The organism is Mesorhizobium sp. WSM4809 (assembly GCF_055811655.1).
Map to the genome: position 1 here is coordinate 588391 of NZ_JBVVQW010000001.1, position 22655 is coordinate 611045.

Sequence of the window (22655 nt, forward strand, 5' to 3'; positions counted from 1 at the left end):
CGAGATTGACAAGCCATTGCATGGAACCTAAGCACGGGCGGCTGGGGCCGGGGGGTTCAGGCATGTCAAGGAGAGCTTCTTGAAAGGAATTATCCTTGCTGGAGGCAGTGGAACGCGTCTTTATCCACTAACATTAGCAGTCTCTAAGCAAATTCTGCCGATATACGACAAGCCGATGATCTATTATCCGCTGAGCGTTCTGATGCTCGCGGGTATCCGTGAAATTCTGATCATTTCGACGCCGCGTGACCTGCCGGTTTTTCGCGATCTGCTTGGCGATGGATCGGAGTTCGGCCTCGACCTGTCCTATGCCGAGCAACCGCAGCCCAACGGGCTGGCGGAAGCCTTCATCATCGGCCGCAATTTCATCGGCAAGGACAACGTGTCGATGATCCTCGGCGACAACATCTATTTCGGCGACGGGCTGTCGCAGCTTTGCCGCGACGCTGCCTCGCGCGAAAAGGGCGCTTCGGTGTTCGCCTATCATGTCGAGGATCCCCAGCGTTATGGCGTGGTTTCCTTCGACAAGGCCACGGGAACGGCGCTGACGATCGAGGAAAAGCCGCAGGTGCCGAAATCCAACTGGGCGGTTACCGGTCTCTACTTCTATGACAACGACGTCGTCGACATCGCCCCTGCCATCCGCCCCTCGGCGCGCGGCGAGCTCGAGATCACGGCGGTCAACAACGTCTACCTCGAGCGCGGCCAGTTGCATGTGCATCGGTTGGGGCGCGGCTATGCCTGGCTCGACACCGGCACGCATGACAGCCTGCATGAGGCCTCGTCATTCGTGCGCACCATCGAGCACCGCCAGGGCATCAAGGTCGCTTGTCCCGAAGAGATCGCCTTTGAACAGGGTTGGCTGACAGTGGACCAGGTTCTGCGTCGCGCCGATCACCTGGGCAAGAATGAATATGCCGCCTATCTGCGCCGGCGTGTCGTCGACCTGTCGGAGGGCTAGGTGTTGGAGGTCAGGCCCCTTGGCATCGATGGCGTGCTGGAAATCGTGCCGAAGCGACATGGCGACGCACGCGGCTTCTTCGTGGAAACCTACAATGCCGAGCGCTTTTCGCAGGCCGGCATAGACCTGGCTTTCGTGCAGGACAATCATTCCTATTCCGCCGCGGCGGGCGTCTTGCGAGGGCTTCACTATCAGCTTGCGCCGCGCGCCCAGGACAAGCTGCTGCGCGTCATCCGGGGCAGCATTCTCGATGTCGCGGTCGACATTCGCCGCGGTTCGAAAACCTTCGGAAAATGGGTCGCTCTCGAAGTGTCGGCCGAAAAGGGCAACCAGATTCTGGTGCCGAAAGGCTTCGCGCACGGCTTCGTGACGCTCGTGCCCGACACCGAGGTCCTGTATAAGGTGACCGACACCTATTCGCAGGCGCATGATCGGTCGATCCGTTTCGACGATCCCGCCATCGGCATCGAATGGCCGTCACTGACCGGCGGGTTCCAGCTCTCGGACAAGGACCTCAAGGCGCCGCTGCTGGCCGCCGCCGAGGTGTTCGCCTGATGGGTTACGTGAGGACAGCGGCATGAATTTTCTGGTGACGGGCGGTGCTGGCTTTATCGGTTCGGCGGTGTGCCGGCATCTATGCGCCAACCCGGCCTATCGGGTGACCAATCTCGACAAGCTTACCTATGCGGGAAACCTCGCCTCGCTGCGGCCGATCGAGAACGCACACAATTATCGCTTCGCGCAGGCCGACATCTGCGACGAAAAGGCTGTGCTCGACATCCTCCGGCGCGACGATATCGACATCGTCATGAACCTTGCCGCCGAGAGCCATGTCGACCGCTCGATCGATGGGCCGGGCACCTTTATCGAGACCAACATCGTCGGCACCTACAAGATGCTTAATGCCGCGCTGGAATATTGGCGCGGCCTGCCCGAAGACCGGAAGAGCCATTTCCGCTTCCATCATGTCTCGACCGACGAGGTGTTCGGCGATCTTCCCTTCGACGGCGGCATGTTCGTCGAGGAAACGCCCTACGCGCCATCCTCGCCCTATTCCGCCTCGAAGGCGGCCTCGGATCATCTGGTGCGGGCCTGGCACGAAACCTATGGCCTGCCGGTCGTGCTTTCCAATTGCTCGAACAATTACGGACCCTATCACTTTCCCGAAAAGCTGATCCCGCTGGTCATCCTCAATGCGCTCGATGAAAAGCCGCTGCCGGTCTATGGCGCCGGCGCCAATGTGCGCGACTGGCTGTTCGTCGAGGATCACGCACGCGCGCTGGAACTTGTCGCGACCAGGGGACTGCCGGGCGAAAGCTACAATGTCGGCGGCAATTCCGAGCGGACCAACCTTGGCGTCGTCGAGACGATCTGCGATCTGCTCGACGGCAGGCGGCCGCGGGCAGGGGGCAAGAGCTATCGCGACCTGATTTCCTTCGTCACCGACCGCCCCGGTCACGATCGCCGCTATGCCATCGACGCCTCGAAGATAGGCCGAGACCTGGGCTGGGCGCCCAATGAGAATTTCGACAGCGGCCTCGCCAAGACCGTCGACTGGTTTCTCGACAACAAATGGTGGTGGGGACCGATCCGCGAGCAGCGCTATGCCGGTGAACGGCTGGGCGAAGCACGCAAGGGGGCGGCGTGAGGCTGGTTGTCACCGGACGCGACGGACAGGTCGCGGCGAGCCTTCTGGAGGCCGGCCCGGCGGCCGCCGGCGTTGAGGTCATCGCCATTGGCCGTCCGCAACTCGACCTCGCAAGACCCGACACGGTGATCGAAGCCATCGCGGCCGCGAAGCCTGATATCGTCGTGTCGGCCGCCGCCTACACGGCGGTGGATCAGGCCGAGGACGAGCCCGATCTGGCATTCGCGGTGAACGCCGTCGGCGCCGGCAAGGTGGCGCAAGCAGCAAGCCGCCTGGGCGTTCCCGTCATCCATCTTTCGACCGACTATGTCTTCGACGGCACCAAGGACGCCGCCTATGTCGAGACCGACGCCACCGCACCGCGCAGCGTCTATGGCGCCTCCAAGCTTGCCGGCGAGCAGGCGGTTGCATCAGCCAATCCGCACCATCTGATCCTGCGCACGGCATGGGTCTACAGCCCGTTCGGCAAGAATTTCGTGAAAACCATGCTGCGGCTGGCCGCCGACCGCGACGAGATCGCGGTGGTGGCCGATCAGTGGGGAAATCCGACATCGGCACTTGATATCGCCGACGCGATCCTGCATGCGGCGGCACAACTGCACGAGGGCGCCGGCACATCCGGCATCTATCATCTGGCCGGAACCGGCGAGGCCAACTGGAGCGGCTTTGCCCGCCATATCCTCGACACAAGCCGCGTGTTGGGTGGTCCCTGGGCGCGGGTACGGGACATTGCTACGATGGACTACCCAACCAAGGCGCGCCGCCCCGCCAATTCCCGGCTATCGAGCGCGAAATTCGCGGCGGCGTTCGGCTGGAATGCACCGGAGTGGCGGCAATCGACGGAAGCGGTGGTGCGCCGGCTGCTAGCCGGTGAGCCGAAACAGGCATTGACGGCATGAACAAGCACTCGTCAGCGGAAAACACGCGCGATGCCGCGCCCGTCGACGAGCCGAAGGCACGCAAGGCAAAGCCGAAAGCAGCCAAACGCACCTGCATCATGGTGCTCGGCATGCATCGCTCGGGCACCAGCGCGCTGACGAGGGCGATCAATCTGCTTGGCGCGGAACTGCCTAAGAACATGCTGGGCGCCAATCTATCCAATCCAACGGGTCACTGGGAGCCGGAGCGTCTCATTGCGCTGCACGACCAGATGCTGGCCGAAGCAGGAAGCAGCTGGGATGATTGGCGATCCTTCGATCCCAACGATCTCGGCGCGCAGCGTCTGCGCTTCTACAAAGCAGAGATCGCGCGGCTGATCGACGAGGAATACGGCAGCGCGCCGTTTTTTGTGCTCAAGGAGCCGCGTATCTCACGTTTCGTGCCGCTTTATGCGGAGATCTTGAGGCGCATGCGCATCGATGTTCGGTATGTGCTGATAGACCGCAATCCGTTGGCTGTGATCGCTTCCCTGGCGAACCGAAACGGTTTCACGATGGGCTTCAGTTCGCTTCTTTGGCTTCGCCACGAATTGGAAGCCGAGCGCGCAACTAGGGGTCGGTCACGCATCTTGTTGTCTTACGAGAGTCTGCTTGATGACTGGCGACAGGGTATCGACGGGATCACTGCTACTCTCAGCCTAGACTGGCCGGTACCCGACGTGAAATGGCAGTCCCTGCTGTCTGAGCATTTCGCTACCGACAATCAGCACTTTGCCGCCAGCACTGAGTTGCTCGACGCAGACCCGCGCATCATTGACTGGGTCAAAGACGCTTATACCGCACTGATAGCGCTCAGGTCCGATGATACTGATGCAGTTGCAATAGAAATTTTTGATCGGATCAGAGCAGAGTTCGAATCTGTTTCACGAACTTTTGGCGACGCTTTTTTCCTTGAAATTGATTGCCGTCTCCGCGTGTTTCATCGGCAGAAGTTGGAACAGCAGCAATTAGCCAAACAGCGCGATGCGCGGCCCGCAAAGCAGGAACCATTCGTTTCACTTCGTGACCTGTACGACGCGCATCGCGGCAAAGTGTCGGATAAATGGTCGATCTATCTCAGCACCTATGACCATATTTTTTCAGAGTATCGAGACAGGCCGGTTCGAATCCTGGAAATCGGAGTTCAGAATGGCGGATCCCTAGAGATATGGCAGAAATATTTCCCCGATGCTGAAATAATCGTTGGCTGTGACGTCAATCTGGCTTGCGGAAATCTCGTTTTCGACAGCCGGAAGATAAAGATTTCCGTAGGTGACGCCAATACTGATGAAACAGAGCGCGACATCATCTCGATGTCGGAAAAATATGATATTATAATTGATGACGGATCGCACCTATCCTCGGATATAATACGCTCGTTCGCGCGATATTTCCCCCACCTTTCCGAAGGGGGCATCTACATCGCCGAAGATCTGCATTGCAGTTACTGGCAGGAGTTCGAGGGCGGTCTCTACGATCCGCTTTCCTCAATCTCGTTTTTCAAACGCCTGCTTGATGTGGTCAACCATGAGCACTGGGGGCTGGATCGCCGTCGGGTCGATGCCTTGGCGACTTTCGCCGACAGGCACCAGGTCGCATTCAACGAAGCTTCTCTCGCATCGGTTCATTCCGTCGAGTTCTTGAACTCGCTTTGCATTGTAACGAAGCTGCCAATTCCGGAAAACGTCCTGGGCGCGCGCAGCGTGCACGGGCGGGTCGCGCTCGCCGACGAGGGCATGGTTGCTCTCGACGAGACGAGGAGCAAGGCGACTGACCAAACCCGAAACCAGTGGTCGCTGAGAACGACGACCATGGAAGCGGAAATCGAAACCAACAGGGCGTTGGTGGTAAGCCAGGAAGCACGCATCGAGGCCTATTCCGGTGAGATTGCTGCGCTGACGGTCGAGCGCGAGCATCTCCGCGCGGCCACGCAAGCGCTGGAGTTGGCCCACACCAATCTCGCGGCAAAGGACCAGGACATAGCGGCGCTTCAGCGTGAGTTGCAGGAGCGCGAACATAAGCTGCAGGAACGCCACCGGCAGATGGCCGTGTTGAATCACGAAATCGAATTGGTTCACAGCAGCCGGACCTGGCGGTATCGATCGGTTTGGAAGAGGCTTGTGTCACCCCCAGCCAACGCAATTCTTTATGCCGGACGGACCATTACGGCCAACGCACTTCATCACCTGGAAGGCGTGCCATTGGGCAACGGGGCGACGGAGTGGACAACAACAGGCGATGATCCGCAGTTCGAACTCGGCTGGCCGGGCTCCCGGCCTTTGCCCCCCGGACACTACAGGCTCAGCGTACACGTCCCGGCTGAAACGGACGCGTTGGCCAACGCGCACCTCTATGTCGACAGTGGCAAGGGCTACAACGAGATTGAGCGGATCGATCTGCGGTTTCGTTCGAATGGAAAGAGCCCGGCCGTGGCCGTGTTTTCGCTTGATGCCGGTGCTCAAAAACTGCGTGTCGATCCGAGTGAGGGCTCTGGCAAGATCGCTATCGACCGTGTGCGGCTGCGTCGGCTCGGACGGATTGAATATTATGCGTCCCTCATTGGGAGAGTCGTCGCCCGCCAGGTGAAAAACCCCGGCACGCTCGTGCGGTCTGCGGCTCGTGGCATAAAGATCCTGAGGCAAAGCGGCCTTCGGGGATTTGCGGCCATGCTCCGCTCGACGGAAGCGCTAGGTCCACTGGGCAGCGTTACCTATGAGAGGTGGATCGCGCTCAACGATACGCCAACGGAACACGACGTTGCGGATTTGAGGCAACGATTGGCCCAGTTGGATAACAAGCCGCTTATTTCAGTGCTGATGCCAGTCTACAACACCCCGGAGAAACTCTTGCGGGAAGCGATCGACAGCGTCCGCGCCCAGATCTACGAGAACTGGGAGTTGTGCATAGCGGACGATTGCTCGACGAAACCGTATGTGCGGCGCGTTTTGAACGAATATGCGAAACGTGATCCGCGCATCAAAATCGTTCTTCGCGACAAGAACGGCCATATCTCGCATGCATCCAATTCTGCGTTGGAGCTGGTCACCGGTGAGTGGGTCGCATTGCTCGACCACGACGATCTTCTCCGTTCGCATGCGCTGGCCGAAATCGTGCTGGAAGTCGATCGTCATCCTGATGCAGAACTGATCTACAGCGACGAAGACAAGATCGATGCGGAAGGCAGGCGCTATGACCCCTGTTTCAAGCCGGATTTCTCGCGGGAGCTTTTCCGCTCACAGAACTATCTGAATCACCTCACCGTGCACCGGGCGGAAAATATCCGCGCCGTCGGCGGCTGGCGCCCCGGCTTCGAGGGCAGCCAGGACTATGACCTCAATCTGCGCGTCTTCGAGCGCATTGGCCCTGAGAGAATTAGGCACATTCCGAAGGTGCTCTACCATTGGCGCGCGGTGGAAGGCTCGACGGCGCTTGGAGGTTCGCAGAAAAGCTACGCCTATGTGGCCGGGTTGCGGGCGTTGGAAGAACATGTCGAACGCATGGATATTCCGGCGAAAGCCGAGGAAAGTCCCGGCACAGCCAGTTACCGCCTTCACTTTTTCGTCCCCGAACCGCAGCCGTTCGTGAGCCTCATCGTTCCAACGCGCGACAAGGTTGAACTCCTTCGCAACTGTGTGGAGTCCATCCGCGAAAAGACCACCTACGGGAATTACGAGGTTCTGGTGGTCGACAATGGCTCGGTGGAGGAGGAAACGCTTGCCTATTTCAGCGAACTGAAGAATGCGAAGAATGTTCGTGTGCTCCACTACGACAAGCCGTTCAATTATTCCGCGATCAACAATTTCGCCGTGGGAAAAGCGAAGGGCTCGATCATCGGCCTCGTCAACAACGACATAGAGGTGATCTCGCCGGGCTGGCTGACGGAAATGGTCTCCTGGGCCGCTCAGCCGGATGTGGGTTGCGTCGGCGCCAAGCTCTATTATGCCAATGACACAATTCAGCATGGCGGGGTGATTGTTGGATTGGGCGGTATTGCAAATCATTCGCATAAGCATTTCCCCCGCCATCATCCGGGGTATTTTAGCAGGCTAAAGGTCCTGCAGAACCTCTCCGCTGTCACCGCAGCCTGTCTCCTGATCCGCAAAAGCGTGTTTGAAGAAGTAGGGGGCCTCAATGAGATCGACCTGACGGTCGCCTTCAATGATGTGGATCTTTGTCTGAAAGTGGGGGCAGCCGGCTATTCAAACGTCTGGACGCCCTATGCCGAGCTTTATCATCTCGAAAGCGTCTCACGCGGCATTGATGCTGCTCCGGAAAAAATGGCACGCTTCCATAGTGAGGTTGCGTATATGCAAGGACGATGGAAAGAAATCATCGAGCGTGATCCTTTCTATTCGCCGAATTTGACAAAAGCGCGCGAAGATTTCTCGCTAGGCTGATGTCGAAAGAATAGCTATGGCTCTGCTGGCTGAATTTCGCCCGCTCACGGCCATCGGTTGTACGCTCTTAACCCTCGGCTCTTGATCAGTCGCGCTAGACTAGCCCCGTATTTTGGTTGTAAACGCCTTGATCGGAACCCAAGCTTGATCGGGCGAAGGCGAGCGAGGTTCCGGCACGTCAGTTGGAATGATGTGTGCGTACCGGTTGAATGCATCATTAAACGCTGCTTCAGGCATTGAGGGAAACACTCGCCGGAAGAACGAAAGCTGCGGTGCTGTGAGCGTGTGATTGATTGCCGGCACACCCGCGCCAGAGAATAGAGCGCCATACATACCAGGCATGACGGCCCATCCGTTAGGGTTGGTTTTTGCCTGCTCGCGAAGCGCGGTCAGAAAAGGCGTTTCCGGAATGTCGAAAATCGGAAAGGCCTGCTGAAAAGGATTGAACATACCGAACGTAATCGCGCCAGAGACAAATGCAGAGCCAAATAATATCCGCCCATTGTTTCTTGTCGGCTGACCAAGGTACCAGACATACCCGGCGCTCAAAACAAATGGAACAATTGCAATCCATTCGAAGTATCCACGCGTCAACGCGCTAGGATTTTTTTCATATGAATACCCCGGAATCCAAGTAAACCCTGCCTTTGACAGAAACCAAGTCGATACCATAATTGCTAAAAAAAACGCAATTCTCTCTTTCGAAATTACAAATGTGCATCTAGATGCGGCAACAATTATAGATATGGTAAAAAGCAATCCAAATCCCCAGACCATACGCCCAGGTTGAACTTTGTTCCAGAGCAGGATCTTCCCAATACTGGAAGATATCGGCAGTGTCATCCACGCTAGCATCAAAATCAAACCTAGCCCGACCACCCCAAAAGAGACGAAGTTGTTTCTCAAGGTTTCAGCCAATGACCGATAGCTGACAAAAACGAGCACTGTCAGAGGCAGGAGGGTCGAAACAACTGCAACCTCGCATTCGTTAGTCGCGAGAAGCGGCGAGAAGCGCACCGTCGTAAAAAAAGGAAAGAGATAGGCAAGCAACCTCATTTCGTCAACGCCACCGCCCGATATCTCCCTTTGGCCAGGATAGACAGTCGCCTGCATAATCTGAATGAGATCGCTGAAATACAAAACAAAACTGATACCGAGGCAAGCAATCGCCAAAACTGCGACAGCAATATTCGCAGGAGTGATCATATCGCGTCGGAAGGCCAGGAGCAGTATTCCCAGCGAAAACGCTGCGGGGATCATGAAAGGGGGGTAGACGAAACCGAACACCCAGACAGCGCAGGTCCAGAAAAGAAGTGGCAATTTCAGCCACGGACGAATCGGAAGCAGGAATGCTATTAGCGGCCAGGGAGCGAACGCAAATGTTGCACCGTGTGATGTCCACCACACCTGCACCAAATGGGAGCAGAAAAGACAGCCGGCACCGAACACTGCGATCCACAGATCGGCACCAAATTGCCGCAAAAGGATGGTGTAACCAGCTAAAAACGCCGTCCAAAGCACGGCAAAATATAGAGAATAAGCATAGGCCGGCGGCAAGACCCAAAAGCCCCAAAGCTGCGGCTTGAAGACAAGAGACCAATCCAGAATAGGCAAAGCCCAGAACCCTTTCAGGGACTCATGATAAGGGGAAATCTGGTTGAAGGTCGAAAAGCCGCCGCGGACGGCAGTTTGAAATAGCGGCGTTAGGACGATCCATTCGTCCGATCGAATGGGGCGGGCTGACAGAAGCAAGGGCCTTGCATGCGAGCCAAGATATTGCAGGCCCATCGCATAGTGCGACGGCGTGAGCGCCAATCCGACATAGACGGCAGCAACTGCAAGAAGCGAAATCAGGAGTACCCGCGCGGTTTGCGCCTCAGTCCAACTGAACCCAAGCAAGCTCCATCTCTGTAACTCCACAGTGGTCCCAGTCATCAAATCTCTTCCCGCCGGAATGGGTTCCATATACCGCAAGTATCTTCAGCTATCGTACGATAACGGCACAATTGGAGCTAAAAAGACCTAGAGGAATACCGGTGTTAACTATTGCAGCCGGACTTCTCCCTGATTTGGGCCAGTCTTTCATAATAGATCGGCCATCCAAAAAGTCCATATTTTCTGGATGCGTCCAGTACGAATATCTGGTTCCATTCAGCAGTGTCCGAAAGAGCCGGGGCGTGTAGTGCAGAAACGGAAGACCTGTGTGATGCTCAACAGGAAACCAACGATTAGGAAAGGCAATAAAAACTTTTTTTGCCACCCTTAGATGTTCGGAGATAAACTCGGTCCTCTGTGCAGGCCCTCCAACATGCTCTATTACCGCGTTGGAACACGCGATGTCAAAGCTTTGATCATCGAAGGGCAACCGTTCTCCAGCGCGTATTTGTTTGAAATGGACTTTTGGGTAGTTGGAGACGACCTGCTTCCCATCGCCCAGGCCGACGCAAGTGATATTGTGTTGCCACGGATAGTGTTTCTCGAGGAAATTGGCCCCGTCATTCTCGTCGTCGGAGACGCCAATATCCAGGATGCTGGAAGTGCTGCCTGGTGACAGCTCTTCCATGAACAAATTCATCATCGCCATACGGGCGCGTTTTAGAAGGCGCATCGAAAATGAATTATTCACGCCATCTCTGTAGTAAATAGAGTCAATATTCCCTCCATTATCGTTCGTCTTATTCACGACATCCTCTCCATTGTTTATCGCGTGCACCGTTACGCCTTCCTGTTGCCGGGAAAGACAAACATGTTGTAGAGAAGAAAATTGACCACCAGGCCAACGGCTGCGCCCGCACAATAGGCAGGAACGTGCCGTAGACTCGCGTCGTGGGGAGCAATTGCGGACATTACGGCAAGGTTGGCTCCCGCTCCGACAGAGCTCGCAACCAGGTAACGCAAAAACTCGGCAAACGCGGTATAGACGCGCCATGCCGAGAAAGTAGCAACTCGATTGATCGCCCATGTTGTGGCGATTGCGACAATGGAGGCAATGATCCGCGCGCGCCAGTATTGAGTGGAAAAAATCAGTGTCAACCCGAAGAATACGGTAGCATCGACTATGAACCCAACAGCCCCCACGCCGAGGAAATCGGGAAGCTTTCTGATGCGCTGCCTCATGTGTTTTGCCTCGACGCGCCTACTGTGGATCATGGCGCCGGATATCGGAGGTAGGCCAAGCGCTTCGCCTCGCGCCGGCCGCGCGTAACGGTGTCAAGAATGAAGCCGCTGGATAACGAGAGCAGCGCGGACACCATGATGCCCGTCGCAAGAACCGCTGTCGGCAAACGGGGTACGAGGCCGGTTTCCATAAACTCGATGATGACAGACGCGCCAATGAGCAGAGAGAGCATCGCCAAGATACCCGCCACAATAGAGAAGAAGGCAAGCGGCCGCTCCTCCTTCATGAGGAAACCGATCAAGCGCAGTATTCGTAAGCCATCACTGTAGGTCCGCAACTTGCTCGCGGAACCAGTTGGTCGTTCGCGGTACGGGGCTGTGATCTCTGATTGGGGTAAGCGGAGATCGAGCGCATGCACCACAAGCTCGGTTTCAATCTCAAACCCGGTCGATAGGGCGGGAAACGATTTAGCATAGCGCCGCGAAAACGCCTTGTATCCAGATAGCATGTCGGTGGTTGCTGCGCCGAAAATTCGTCGAACGAGGCCGGTTAGGAGCTTGTTCCCCCATTCATGGCCGCTTCTATATGCGTCGGAATTCTCAGCCGCACGCGCGACATTTACCATGTCGTAGGGGCCGGAACAGAGCTCATCAATTAGGCGTTGGGCTACAGACGCGTCATAAGTGCCGTCCCCATCGACTAAAATATAGATGTCCGCCTCAATATCGCTGAACATTCGCCTAACCACGTTTCCTTTTCCCTGGCTTTTTTCTTTGCGTACAATCGCTCCTGAGCGAACAGACGCGTTATAGGTGTCATCACTCGAATTATTGTCATAAACGTACACATCGGCTGCGGGTAGGTGTGATTTGAAGTCATGAATTACGTCAGCAATAGTTAGCTCCTCGTTGTAGCAAGGAACAAGTACTGCTATTTTGTGTTCACGGTTCTTGTTAGTCATGGTGCTTGTCATTTTTCGCAACAGCCCGGGGGGAGGAGGTCGAAGACTTCCTTCACGCAAAAGCATTTCAGATAGGATCGCAATTGGCTTCGACCGCGAGTATCGATTCCGCCCCTGCTTGATACATCAAGTAAGCATGTCCTGCTTCCATCGGTCCGAGTTCCAGGATGCGCTTGCCGGAAAAATCCCTCAACGGTTTTCGAAAGCCAGTCGATACGTGAGCCTTCAAAGAGGGCGGCGCGCTCCCGGGGGCTGTTGTGGCATCGGCCGTCGCTGGAGATTTGGACGACCATTCGCCTTTGAAAATATCAACTGCACTTTGGGCGCTTGGCGAAATCGCGACGGATGGGTCTAAAATGTCCATCATTTCCTCTAAAGTCGATGTTGGGGCGGACCTTAGCAGTCGGCAAAGTCCTCGTCACGCCGTCTGCCTCTCATGCTCCTTCAGCTATGTGGCGAGCACTGATGACAGCAGCAGGTCAGAACCGGAGGTAGGGATAATCGTTCATGTGCCTGTTGGTAATCGAGGGGCTCTGCCGTTCGTCATCACTAGGAGAATGACTGAGACGGCGAAGCCGGCGATGCAGAGTTCCAGCGTTTTCAGCAGGTGACTGCTATCATAGTAGAACCGAATTTTGCTCTGCCCGTTCACCTCGACAGCAGGAAAAAAATCTAAAAAGCTTTTTAGCTCTACCGCCTTTCCATCCAATGTGGCCCGCCAATATTTGTTGGTGCGGATGGGGAAAATGACCCATCCATGTGTTGCGCCTGAATATTCCACTGTCACGTCATCCGGTCGATATGTTGCAAGTCGCACCGAGCCAAAATCTGCTTCCGGTTGCCCGTCTAACCCATGCACATAATAGCCCGAGCCTAGAATCACGTGGTTTTCGACAACATCAATGCCCGGCTCTACCGGCGTGATCGAGAAATTTTGAGGAAGATGAGTTTTCTCAATAACTCTAATTTTTGGGATACCGGGAAATACACTCGACCCAACTTGATAGGTTGCGCCCCCGGCGGTTTCGAAGGCCCATGCACTAAGCATCTTTTGGCTGTCGGGTTTGGTCATTGAAATGACGTACCGATACGTTCCGGTCACAAGAGGAGCGGCCTGGTTGAAACTGAACGTGGCGAATTGGTTGTCACGTATCGCCTCCGGTGGCAATTCAGCGTGAGCCACGAGAAGTTCATCTTTGTAAAGATCAAATATCAATGCCGAGGGAGCGTAGCCCTCATTATATGTTGCCAATAAAACCTGCACGCTCGTCGCACTCATGGGCTTGTCAATTACCAAGTTACCTTTGAGGGCACCGTTGTTAAGGGGGAGAGTGGGTCTCTGGCCAATGCCAGAGGTTTCATAAGCCAATTCGGTGGCGCATCCACTTCTGACGAGGAAGAAGCGGACGGCAGCATAGGTAATTCGTCGGCTGGAGAAATTAATGTCGGAGCATTGAATGACGGAGGCGGTATATGTTGTCTGATAAGAAGGCGCTATGTCCTGAGCTATTTTCTTTTGAGCGTCGGTGCGAAAGCCATGGGCAAATAATTCTGGCAATCGATAGTTCGACAAAAATCCAGAGGAAAGAAAGCTGTCGTCTGAGATGATGCTCTGACCAGGAAGAATTTTTGATAAAACATACGATATTGACGGGGTTTCTGGGAAGAATGTCTCGATGTCGGGTCTCGCATTGATTTGCCTGAACCAGTAGCCGAGATTAATTGCCTGAAGTAGGCATATGAACAGAACGACATGTGATTTGTAATAAGGCTCGTATTTTGGTGATGTGGGAGATATGTAATTAATCGTATAGGAAGAGAGTATGGCTACTGATAGTCCAAAAAGTATAGATGCTCTGCTCCAGGTGTTTAAATCGAAGCCAGGGATTAATTTCACGAGGTTGGCAGGCGCTGCGCCAAATGCTGTTGCCATTGTGAATATTGCAATGATTAACCCAAGGATAGCGAATCGATTTCGCTCCCGAAAGATTATGTATATTGAAAGAATAGTGAGGAGGGCGGCTGGTATTCCAGCCGAAAAAGTGCGCTCGACACCTAAATGATCTGAAAAATCAGAGCCAAACATATAGATAATGTCGTAAGGGGAGAATGCTGTCCCACTTGTTCGGCTAGACAAATCAGTTGAATCGAGAATGTCTCTGGTTTGCAAGAGGCCGGGGAGGGCTAGGAATGCACCGGCAGTGCCTGCGCAGCCGAGCCCGACAATTCGCCTGATCGGAAGCTGATTGATGCCGATGCTCCTGAGTTCGGCAAGAAGAACTACGATTCCCAGTATCAGTGACGAGATGGCCCCAAGGAGGGCCACAAATGGAAAGCCGCCTAGGCCCATCAAGGCTACGCTGAAAGTGAATCCTAAGGCCCAACTCAAACGGCCTGTCTGCCAGTATCGGAGTTGAGTGGCGAGAACCCATGGGATAAGAGCGCTCGTTGTCAGGTGCGGCCAATGTGCCCATGCGATGTTGAAACCGCAAAATGCGAATACCATGGCGCCAAAAACTGCCGCCCTGCGATTACTGAACATGAAGAACAGCAGGAAATAAGTGCCAAAGGCAGCCAGGAGATAGTTCGTAAGAATTGCGAACGTGTAGCCCATGGCCTCGTTCGGCGTGAGGGCATAAACTATAAAAGGTATCGAAAGGCCCTCATAAATAGGCGCCTGGATGCCAGTTGCACCCAGCTGATGCAGGGGGTTCCATAATGGGATATGCCCTTCCCATAACTCTCGCCTAAATTCTCGCCAGTTCGGCAGGCGGTGATCCAGCGCGTCAGAACGCTCTGCATTGATAAGGGGGGTGTCGATCCCAGCATTGTCCCATCCTGGATACGCCAGCAGCAGATCCATTGGTGCCAGCGTTTGCCGAAAAGGATTCACGCCGACGATTCCCAGGACGAGGACGAAAAGAAGCACCATCGAAATGATGTGTCGCAGAAATGGGGTCTCTCCCGGCAAATGGCTGTTTTGCACGGGTGCTTCGCCCATTTGCGTGTTCATGCGCTCTTCCCCTTTTGCAATATCAATTCCACCAGGGCGACCAGGCAGTCTCCGAGAACGGTGACGAGCCGGTTGCCGAGAGCAATCGCGGTGGCTGCCGGAGGCGGCAGGCCCGCGGCGGTAAGCCCCATGATCAGAACTGCTTCACGCACCCCAAGGCCACCCGGCGCTCCCGGAACGACAAAGCCAATGAGCCAGGCAGCCGCTCCTATGCCGACCAGTTCGGCCACATGCCCCGCATCGTCCAAGGTTCTGGTAAGCGCAACGATCAGCAACCCATTGCCGATGAAAAACAGTGCATAGAGAAGAAATGCTTCGGCAGAGGCGATTAGCGCTCTTCTCCCGATGCTGGCGATCCTGAAGCGAAACAAAAGCGCTGTCCCGACGGCAAGCGCCAAAAGCCCGGCGGCGATTATTCCCGCGAGCAATCTAGGGTTATCGAGACCATAGCGCGCAGAGGCATCCTGGAAAACTGGCCATGCCAGCAAGGCGGCCAACGTTCCTGCGGCAAGGACGATGATGGACAATTCCCCTATCTGGGCAAAGGCAAGCGCCTTGTTCGACGCTCCGGCATTGCGGGCGAGGGCAAACCGGCCAACCATATGCATCACGTTGCTCGGCAGGTATTTGTAGATCTGCGTCTTCCCAAAAATGCCAAGCGCACGACCCAACCCAAGCGACGGCCCGTCAACGGCAACCAAGAAGCGATACCAGGCGATGCCGACCAGTTGCAGGATGACGGCATAGGCGAGGGCGCAGCCCGGTATGGCGATCAGAAAAAATGGTGAAATAAGTTGTCGTTGCAGGTCGCCGAAGGAGCGATGGACCGCCAATCCGACGAAGACAAGCGCGGCAAGGCTGACAATCAGGCCCCCGGCGCGAATTATTGAATTCAGCTTTCTGCTTTTGGCTGATGGTGCCGTCTGCATTGTCTCAGTCACAACGGCAAAGGGCCATGGTCCAAGGGAGCGGCTTGCGGACCTCCACGACCTTTAGCGATTTGCCCAGCAGGTTGATGAACGATGCGGATGACCAGTGCTGGATATGCCCCGGCGTATTTCCAAGGCTTGAGATGTATTTACCTCTGGCCATGTTAAGTGCCCGCCAGACAGGCTCGCGTGGCACGCTGACAAGAAGATAAGGTTTGGCAAGCGATTTGAGTATCGCAAGGGCTTGTTCGGTATCTGGGATGTGCTCGAGAACTTCGCAGCAGATCACCAGTTCGGCCGAAGCGACTTCCGGTGTCAGGTCGAAAAGCGAGCGTGTTTCAAATATCGGCTCCAGCCCACGCTTCGTGCATTGCTCGTTAGCCTCCGAAACACTGACGGATTCCAGGTCGCTGCCGCGAACATTCCACCCCCGATCATGGAGGCGAATGGACAAATTTCCCTCGCCGCAGCCGACCTCGTAAGCGTTTTGGACGCCTGTCTTCGCCGTCAACATATCGAAACTGCTCAGAAAGCCATCCATGAGATATCGTGCGATCGGATTCCGGGTATTGTATTTGTCGTAGTAATTGCCCGGAACGTTGTCGTAGGTTGCTGGCGCTTCGTTCATCTACACTATTCCGCTTATTTTACCTGCCTGAACCTTGGAACCTTCGCGATCTATCGAAAGCGAGCGGATCAATGCATTTTCCCGATGTTCCTGTTGCAGTTGCCTGATCCTGATTTCTTCGAGAATTTGTCTGTTAACCGCGATCAGTTCGGAAAGGATACCGCTCATGGCGAGGATGCCAGCAAGGGCAAGCAAGGCGCTGGAGAGAACCAGCGACTGAATGTTGCCGCTGCCTTCACCCCTTAGATAATGGAAAAGGAACCGGGCGATCATGATCAAACCCGGCGTGGCGACTATGGCCGCACACACCGAAAAGAAGCGCAGCGGGCTATAGACGACAAAGATCCTCACCACCGTTATCAGGGAGCGCCGCACATAGCTTGGTATGCTCTTGACCAGCCGTGAGGGCCGGAGATCCCCGTTCACGCGGATCGGCACGGAGGTGATCGGAATGTTCCTGCGGCCCGCCTGGATGATCGTTTCCAGCGTATAAGTGTAGCGGTTGAAGACGTTGAGCTGTATCGCCGCGTCGCGGTGGATGGCACGGAAACCGCTCGGCGCGTCGGGAACCGTCGTGCCGCTGGCAAGCTTGACGACCAAGCTTCCAAGCTTCTGCAGAAATTTCTTGACGGGTGAAAAATGCTCTATCTCGCTGATCGGCCTTGCGCCGACGACGATCAGGGCCTTTTTCTCCAATATCGGGCGGACGAGATCGGAAATGCAGGAGGCATCGTATTGGTTGTCCGCATCGGTGTTGACAATAACATCGGCGCCGAGCTTCAACGCCGTCTCAATGCCGGTCATGAAGGCTTTGGCAAGCCCCTGATTGTGGGGCAGCGAGACCACGTGATCCACACCGTTTTCCCGGGCAACCTCCACTGTGCGGTCAGTGGAGCCATCGTCGATCACGAGCCACTCTACCTGGTCGAAACCCTCGACCTGACGTGGGAGATCAGCAAGCGTGACGGCGAGTGTCCCCTCCTCATTCAAGCATGGGATCTGGATGATAAGCTTTGACAATCCACCCTCTTCTCTTTTTCTAAAGACCGGCTGGCTGCCATCCACGGCATGGACCTGAAGAACTTGGATATGAAGCCAATTGATCGCGAGGCGGCTTTTAAACCAGGGACTCGATCCGCCCAGCTCGAAGCGTCATTTTCTTCGTGCAAACGCGCTCGATGAGCGCTTCGTCGTGGCTGGCCAATACGATGATGCCGGCCTTTTCCGCCAGTTCGTTCATCCGTTGTTTGGCTTTTTCCTGGAACGATGCGTCGCCGGCGCCAATCCATTCATCCATCAGCAGAATTTCGGGCTCGAGCGTGGTCGCCGCCGCAAATGCCAGGCGCGCCGCCATGCCCTGGCTGTACGCCTTGAACGGCAGGTCGATGAAGTCACCCAGTTCGCTGAAATCGATTATTTCTTCCATCTTCTCTTCGATCTCGGTCGCCGTCCAGCCGCTGATCAATCCTCTCAGCACGATGTTCCTGCGCCCGGTGGCCTCCGGGCGAAACCCTATGTTGATGTTGAACAGGGCATCGACCTTGCCCGCGATCGATATCGTGCCACCCGACGGCTGATAGATTCCATATAGAACCTTGAGCAGCGTTGTCTTGCCGGCACCATTCGGGCCGACAAGGCCCAACCGGTCGCCTGCATTGAGTTCGAAGCTGACATCGTCGAGCGCCTGCACGACCTGCTTGGTGCCCGACTTGGCTATGTTGCCGCCAAGAGCGCTGCGACGCCGGCCAGGCGCCGAAAGTGTCAATTTTTCGAACAGACGATAAACGAGGCTGACATTGTTCAGTTGGATGGATGTCATGGAACTCAGATCAGGAAAACGATGCGTTTGCGATAACGGCCCAGCAACAGCAACGCAAGAGCCCATAGGCCGAGACTGATGTAACCAGCCACGGCCAACGCATGCATCGGAAATATGCCGGCCGTGATCGGCTCACGCACGCCCTCCAGGAAATAGGTGAAGGGATTCCAATGATAGGCATACTTTTGGACGCCTTCCTGACCGCTATAGACCCAGAACACCGGCGTGAAGAACATGCCGACCCGCATCAGATTCCCGACGATGAACTCACTATCGGGAAAGAAGGCGCCCAAGAACGCAAAAACCGTTACGAATGCAGGCGTTGCCAAGATGATGAGCAGCAGACCCAGCAGCGATAGCAGCCAATTCGCGCTGATCCCGTAACCGCCCAGCAGCAGAACAAGAACGCAACCCGCCAACGAATAACCAGCCCTGATGATGCATTGCATCGTCAATCGCATCACATAGACGAACAACGGCAGCGTTGTGCCTTGAATGAAGCTCGCTTCTCGCTGGAAAAGCGACACGCTCATGGTGATGGTCTCGGTGAGATAGAACCAGACCAGCATGCCGATGGCCACATAGGCTATATAGCTTGGGTTGCTGGCGTCGGTGGTCACGAAAACAAAGACAAAAGTGCCGACGAAAGCGAAATAATTGACCAGCATCCAAAGCGGGCCGAGCGTCGTGCGTCTGTGCTGGTCGCCGATGTCCTCGTGGGCAAGCGCGATCCAGACCCGGTGTAATCTCATGGCCTTTGAGATGTCGTCAAAAGCGCCGTTTAGTGCCGCAATCATAGCTGGGAGTATCGCAATCCGTTATTCTGGCGCATTATTCTTCGCTGGCCATAGCGAACCACCAAGCCCGTCTCTAATAGCCATTTCGATGGGCATATGGCAACGCATTGCGTCGTAACGCGGTGGGGAGCAGAGTCAACTGCGGCAAAACTGAACGCATGCTGATGCTGTGTGACTTATCTATTAGCTCTTGATAATGTTTCCTTTGCGGCAATCGCCCCAGCATGATCCATGTTCTCCACTGGACGCCTCTTCTCGAAAAAACCTCTAGCTATGCCCTCCGCCCCGCAGTATGCGATACACCACGGCGGGGGCCGGGGATGGCACTTAAGGTGGATTGGTCGCGAAGTATCTTCGTGTTCGCACTTCGCTGGTGTCGATCCCCTTGAGCCTGGAGTCTAGTGCCGTCCAATGAATTCTTACCTCGAATCAGTATTCGGGCTCAGGCCACAGATGCGGCGCGTCTTCATCATGGTCCAGGACGTGGTCATGGTCCTGGTCGCCGTGGCGCTCAGCCTCGTGCTTTCGCGGTCTAATCTTTCGTTCGACGCGCTCTCCAAGGAGGGTCTGGCGACATGGGCGGGCATCGTCGTCATCAGTCATTTGCTGTTCCGCTACAGTGGCCTCTACACCACCGTCTGGCGCTTCGCCTCGACGCCGGACTTTTTCAACATCCTGAAGAGCTGCGCGATCTTGACGTTCACTCTTTATGTGGCGTCGCTGCTGCTGCGGTTTTACCGGCCGGTGGCGGGGCTCAACGAGCGTCAGTTCATCGTCTTCTTCCTCGTCTCCTTCACGATCATATCGGCACCCCGGCTGTTCTACCGCTTCCTGCGCGACGGCGCGAGCTGGGGGATTCTGAGCCGCAAGACCGACATCAGGCAGGCCAAGCGCGCTCTGTTCGTCGGCCGGCTCGGCGAGGCCGACCTGATCATCCGCTTCACGCGCACGGCGCAACCGGCGGACTATTCCATCGCAGGCATCATGGCGACCGAGCGCGGCGCCCCGTTGGGCACGCGGATTCAAGGTGTTCCCGTGGTGGCGACCATGCCGCGCCTGATCGATGTCCTGGAAGACTATGCGACCGGCACCAAAAGCCTGGACTTGCTGATTTTCGGCAGCGGCGCCGAGCACGAAATCGAGGACTATTCGGAACTCGTGCGCATTGCCCGGCACGGCGACATAAATGTGGTGCAGTTCTCAGGCCTTTCGGAGTTGGAACAACACGGAAAGCTGGTTCTCGACACCGTCGAGATGGAAACGATCCTGCGCCGTCCGGCGGTCGCGTCCGACATCCAGCGCATCGGCGCCTTTGTCAGCGGCAAACGCGTTCTGGTAACCGGCGGTGCCGGTTCTATCGGCCAGACGCTGGTCAAGCGGTCGCTGGAACTGGGAGCCGAGGCGGTGCTGGTCGCTGACAACTCCGAATTCGGCATCTTCCAGCTGAGCCAGTATGTTGACGAGAAGGACCATGACCGACTCAAGGTCCGCATCGTCGATGTCTCCGACCGGCGCCAGATAACGCGTGTCGTCACGGAATTCCGGCCGGACATCATCTTTCACGCCGCGGCGCTCAAGCACGTGCCGCTGCTCGAGGAGAACTGGGATTCGGCCATTCAAACCAACATTTTCGGAACGCTCGTCTGCGCCGAGGTTGCCGCCAAGTGCGGGGTTGCGCAATTTGTCCTGATATCGAGCGACAAGGCGGTGGATCCCTCATCGGTGCTTGGCATGACGAAGCGGGCCGCCGAACAGATCATCAGTGCCTTGCACGGCACGCCGGCAGGCGAGACGGGCGGGCGCCTCCCGGCCACCAAGTTCATTGCAGTGCGGTTCGGCAATGTCTTCGGCAGCAATGGTTCGGTGGCGACCATATTCCAGGCGCAGATCGAGGCTGGGGGACCCGTCACCATCACCGACCGACGCATGACGCGCTATTTCATGACCGTGGCCGAAGCCGTCGATCTCGTCATCATGTCGGCGGCCGATGCCGCGTCGCGGCAGAGCGGACACGATTACGCCGTCTATATGCTCGACATGGGCAAGCCGGTGCCGATTCTTGAAGTGGCCGAAACGATGATCCGCTTGTCCGGAAAGAGCCCATACAAGGACATCGCGATCCGGTTCACCGGCATCAGGCCGGGCGAAAAACTTCACGAAACGCTGCATGGCGAAGACGAGGAACTCGTCGAACTCGGCATCTCGAAGGTTTTCGGCCTCAGCACGGACGTCGTGGAATGGTCGGATGTCCAGGTCGCGCTCACGGCCCTGCAGCAGTCGGCGAAAAACCAGGACAAGGCTGGCGCGCTCGCCGCATTGGCAGGTCTCGACCGCGCCAAGAAGGCCAGGGCAAGTGCACGTCAAGACGCGATCCCGAAAACGGCGGGGCAGGCGAGCTAGGCCCGTTCAGAATTCAGAAAGCGATCTTGCTCGTGAGCAAAGATGATCTGCGCATCGCGGTCCTGATGGGCACGAAAGACGGCGCCGCCTTCATCGAGGAGCAGCTGCAGTCCCTGCTCGAGCAGTCGCACCCTCTGGTCGACTTGTGGATTTCAGACGATGGCTCCACCGATGGCACGACCGCCATCATCGAGACATGGAAATCCCGCTGGCGGCCCAAGGGGCGGATGACGCTGGTAGAGGGGCCGCGGCAAGGCTTCGCCGCCAATTTCCGCTCCATGATCGTCGACCGACGCATCGAGGCGGACTGCTATGCCTTCTGCGACCAGGACGATATCTGGGAGACCGACAGGCTGGAGAGCGCTATCAGCTGGATGCGGACCCAGGATGCGAAAACCCCGCTGATGTTTTGTTCGCGAACCGCAACCATGACGGAAACAGGAAGCCTTGTCGGCCATTCGCCGCTGTTTGCCCGGCCGCCATCCTTTCGCAATGCGCTTGTGCAAAGCATCGCCGGCGGCAACACAATCCTGCTCAACGCCGCGGCACGCGACCTGCTGGCCAGGGCCTCCACGCGGACCGGGTTCGTCAGCCATGACTGGTGGGCCTATCTCATAGTGACCGCCGCCGCCGGCATCGTCCGCTACGATCCGCGACCGCTGGTGCGCTACCGGCAGCACGCGGCAAACCTGGTCGGCGCCAACGTGTCCTGGAAAGCAAGGTTCTCTCGGCTTGGCCGCCTGTTCAAGGGGGAATTCGCCGGCTGGACGGACCTCAACCTCGACGGTCTCGCCGTCAATCGCGATCTCCTGACCGAGGACGCGACGGCGTGCCTCGACCTTTTCATCCGCGGGCGCAACGGTGGCCTTTCCCGCCGCTTGGCAGGCTTGCGCCAAAGCGGCGTCTATCGGCAGACCGTTTCCGGAAACATTGGGCTCTATCTCGCCTTCATCCTGGGGCGCATCTGAACATTGCGACGGCTGCGTGGCGCGCTTGGTCAAGAGATCGGCTCATGCTACGTCGACCGGATTGACGGCATTGGCCTGCGGCGTTGCCTCGGGACTTCG

General features: G+C 56.4%; 18 protein-coding genes. 7 read left to right on the top strand and 11 right to left on the bottom strand.

The genetic code is table 11. The annotated features are described in order from the left end of the window. The first annotated feature begins 79 nt into the window (after window positions 1-79). From rfbA to AC0L24_RS02655, 5 genes are read left to right on the top strand one after another with little or no spacing between them, the layout of a single operon-like run. Window positions 80-961, top strand: coding sequence for a glucose-1-phosphate thymidylyltransferase RfbA (rfbA, locus tag AC0L24_RS02635; protein ID WP_127272412.1), 882 nt, complete (start codon window positions 80-82; stop codon window positions 959-961). After that, the gene (gene rfbC / locus AC0L24_RS02640; RefSeq protein WP_024503666.1) at window positions 962-1516 is read left to right on the top strand and encodes a dTDP-4-dehydrorhamnose 3,5-epimerase; all 555 of its coding nucleotides are present in this window, start codon (window positions 962-964) and stop codon (window positions 1514-1516) included. A 22-nt stretch (window positions 1517-1538) separates the two neighbouring features. Further along, window positions 1539-2609, top strand: coding sequence for a dTDP-glucose 4,6-dehydratase (gene rfbB, locus AC0L24_RS02645; RefSeq protein WP_127272411.1), 1071 nt, complete (start codon window positions 1539-1541; stop codon window positions 2607-2609). Next, complete coding sequence (gene rfbD / locus AC0L24_RS02650) at window positions 2606-3508, top strand: dTDP-4-dehydrorhamnose reductase (RefSeq protein ID WP_127810972.1); 903 nt, start codon at window positions 2606-2608, stop codon at window positions 3506-3508. The genes rfbB and rfbD overlap by 4 nt, the downstream gene beginning before the upstream one ends. After that, window positions 3505-7923 (top strand): glycosyltransferase, encoded by a 4419-nt coding sequence (locus AC0L24_RS02655; RefSeq protein ID WP_473563390.1) that lies wholly within the window; start codon window positions 3505-3507, stop codon window positions 7921-7923. Before rfbD ends, AC0L24_RS02655 begins: the two co-directional genes overlap by 4 nt. Before the next feature lie 99 nt (window positions 7924-8022). Here AC0L24_RS02655 and AC0L24_RS02660 read toward each other — a convergent pair whose 3' ends face one another. The 11 genes from AC0L24_RS02660 to AC0L24_RS02710 form a co-directional block, all read right to left on the bottom strand. Then, complete coding sequence (locus AC0L24_RS02660) at window positions 8023-9858, bottom strand: DUF7657 domain-containing protein (RefSeq protein WP_127810971.1); 1836 nt, start codon at window positions 9856-9858, stop codon at window positions 8023-8025. A 49-nt stretch (window positions 9859-9907) separates the two neighbouring features. Next, entirely contained in the window at window positions 9908-10606 is a 699-nt protein-coding gene (locus AC0L24_RS02665; protein ID WP_127381362.1) for a methyltransferase domain-containing protein, read from the bottom strand. A 32-nt stretch (window positions 10607-10638) separates the two neighbouring features. Continuing rightward, window positions 10639-11040 (bottom strand): GtrA family protein, encoded by a 402-nt coding sequence (locus AC0L24_RS02670; protein ID WP_164873882.1) that lies wholly within the window; start codon window positions 11038-11040, stop codon window positions 10639-10641. A 29-nt stretch (window positions 11041-11069) separates the two neighbouring features. Then, complete coding sequence (locus tag AC0L24_RS02675; RefSeq protein WP_210214652.1) at window positions 11070-12002, bottom strand: glycosyltransferase; 933 nt, start codon at window positions 12000-12002, stop codon at window positions 11070-11072. Window positions 12003-12069: 67 nt separating this feature from the next. Continuing rightward, complete coding sequence (locus AC0L24_RS02680; RefSeq protein WP_127810968.1) at window positions 12070-12366, bottom strand: hypothetical protein; 297 nt, start codon at window positions 12364-12366, stop codon at window positions 12070-12072. Between the two features lie 141 nt (window positions 12367-12507). Further along, window positions 12508-15015, bottom strand: a complete 2508-nt coding sequence (locus tag AC0L24_RS02685; RefSeq protein ID WP_473563391.1) for a hypothetical protein — start codon at window positions 15013-15015, stop codon at window positions 12508-12510. Then, entirely contained in the window at window positions 15012-15944 is a 933-nt protein-coding gene (locus tag AC0L24_RS02690; protein ID WP_127810966.1) for a lysylphosphatidylglycerol synthase domain-containing protein, read from the bottom strand. Before AC0L24_RS02690 ends, AC0L24_RS02685 begins: the two co-directional genes overlap by 4 nt. 4 nt (window positions 15945-15948) lie before the next feature. Continuing rightward, complete coding sequence (locus tag AC0L24_RS02695) at window positions 15949-16572, bottom strand: class I SAM-dependent methyltransferase (RefSeq protein ID WP_127810965.1); 624 nt, start codon at window positions 16570-16572, stop codon at window positions 15949-15951. Then, the gene (locus tag AC0L24_RS02700) at window positions 16573-17637 is read right to left on the bottom strand and encodes a glycosyltransferase family 2 protein (protein ID WP_245481757.1); all 1065 of its coding nucleotides are present in this window, start codon (window positions 17635-17637) and stop codon (window positions 16573-16575) included. It lies immediately after the preceding gene. Between the two features lie 52 nt (window positions 17638-17689). Next, window positions 17690-18457, bottom strand: coding sequence for an ABC transporter ATP-binding protein (locus tag AC0L24_RS02705; protein ID WP_473563392.1), 768 nt, complete (start codon window positions 18455-18457; stop codon window positions 17690-17692). After that, entirely contained in the window at window positions 18397-19188 is a 792-nt protein-coding gene (locus AC0L24_RS02710; protein WP_127810964.1) for an ABC transporter permease, read from the bottom strand. Before AC0L24_RS02710 ends, AC0L24_RS02705 begins: the two co-directional genes overlap by 61 nt. A gap of 411 nt (window positions 19189-19599) precedes the next feature. Between AC0L24_RS02710 and AC0L24_RS02715 the strand changes: the two genes are divergently transcribed. Further along, on the top strand, window positions 19600-21588 hold the full coding sequence (locus AC0L24_RS02715) for a nucleoside-diphosphate sugar epimerase/dehydratase (protein WP_164873880.1): 1989 nt from the start codon (window positions 19600-19602) through the stop codon (window positions 21586-21588). Window positions 21589-21620: 32 nt separating this feature from the next. Then, a complete protein-coding gene (locus AC0L24_RS02720; RefSeq protein WP_127320325.1) occupies window positions 21621-22556 on the top strand; it encodes a glycosyltransferase family 2 protein in 936 nt (311 codons plus the stop codon). The last annotated feature ends 99 nt before the right edge of the window (window positions 22557-22655 follow it).

Excerpts from the sequence above, each read along its gene's own strand:
- AC0L24_RS02660 (WP_127810971.1), bottom strand. The coding sequence starts at position 9,858 with ATGACTGGGACCACTGTGGAGTTACAGAGATGGAGCTTGCTTGGGTTC.
- AC0L24_RS02655 (WP_473563390.1), top strand. The coding sequence starts at position 3,505 with ATGAACAAGCACTCGTCAGCGGAAAACACGCGCGATGCCGCGCCCGTC.
- AC0L24_RS02705 (WP_473563392.1), bottom strand. The coding sequence starts at position 18,457 with ATGGGCTCTTGCGTTGCTGTTGCTGGGCCGTTATCGCAAACGCATCGT.
- AC0L24_RS02715 (WP_164873880.1), top strand. The coding sequence starts at position 19,600 with ATGAATTCTTACCTCGAATCAGTATTCGGGCTCAGGCCACAGATGCGG.
- AC0L24_RS02680 (WP_127810968.1), bottom strand. The coding sequence starts at position 12,366 with ATGGACATTTTAGACCCATCCGTCGCGATTTCGCCAAGCGCCCAAAGT.
- AC0L24_RS02675 (WP_210214652.1), bottom strand. The coding sequence starts at position 12,002 with ATGACTAACAAGAACCGTGAACACAAAATAGCAGTACTTGTTCCTTGC.
- AC0L24_RS02690 (WP_127810966.1), bottom strand. The coding sequence starts at position 15,944 with ATGCAGACGGCACCATCAGCCAAAAGCAGAAAGCTGAATTCAATAATT.
- AC0L24_RS02670 (WP_164873882.1), bottom strand. The coding sequence starts at position 11,040 with ATGAGGCAGCGCATCAGAAAGCTTCCCGATTTCCTCGGCGTGGGGGCT.
- AC0L24_RS02710 (WP_127810964.1), bottom strand. The coding sequence starts at position 19,188 with ATGATTGCGGCACTAAACGGCGCTTTTGACGACATCTCAAAGGCCATG.
- AC0L24_RS02685 (WP_473563391.1), bottom strand. The coding sequence starts at position 15,015 with ATGAACACGCAAATGGGCGAAGCACCCGTGCAAAACAGCCATTTGCCG.
- AC0L24_RS02695 (WP_127810965.1), bottom strand. The coding sequence starts at position 16,572 with ATGAACGAAGCGCCAGCAACCTACGACAACGTTCCGGGCAATTACTAC.
- rfbB (WP_127272411.1), top strand. The coding sequence starts at position 1,539 with ATGAATTTTCTGGTGACGGGCGGTGCTGGCTTTATCGGTTCGGCGGTG.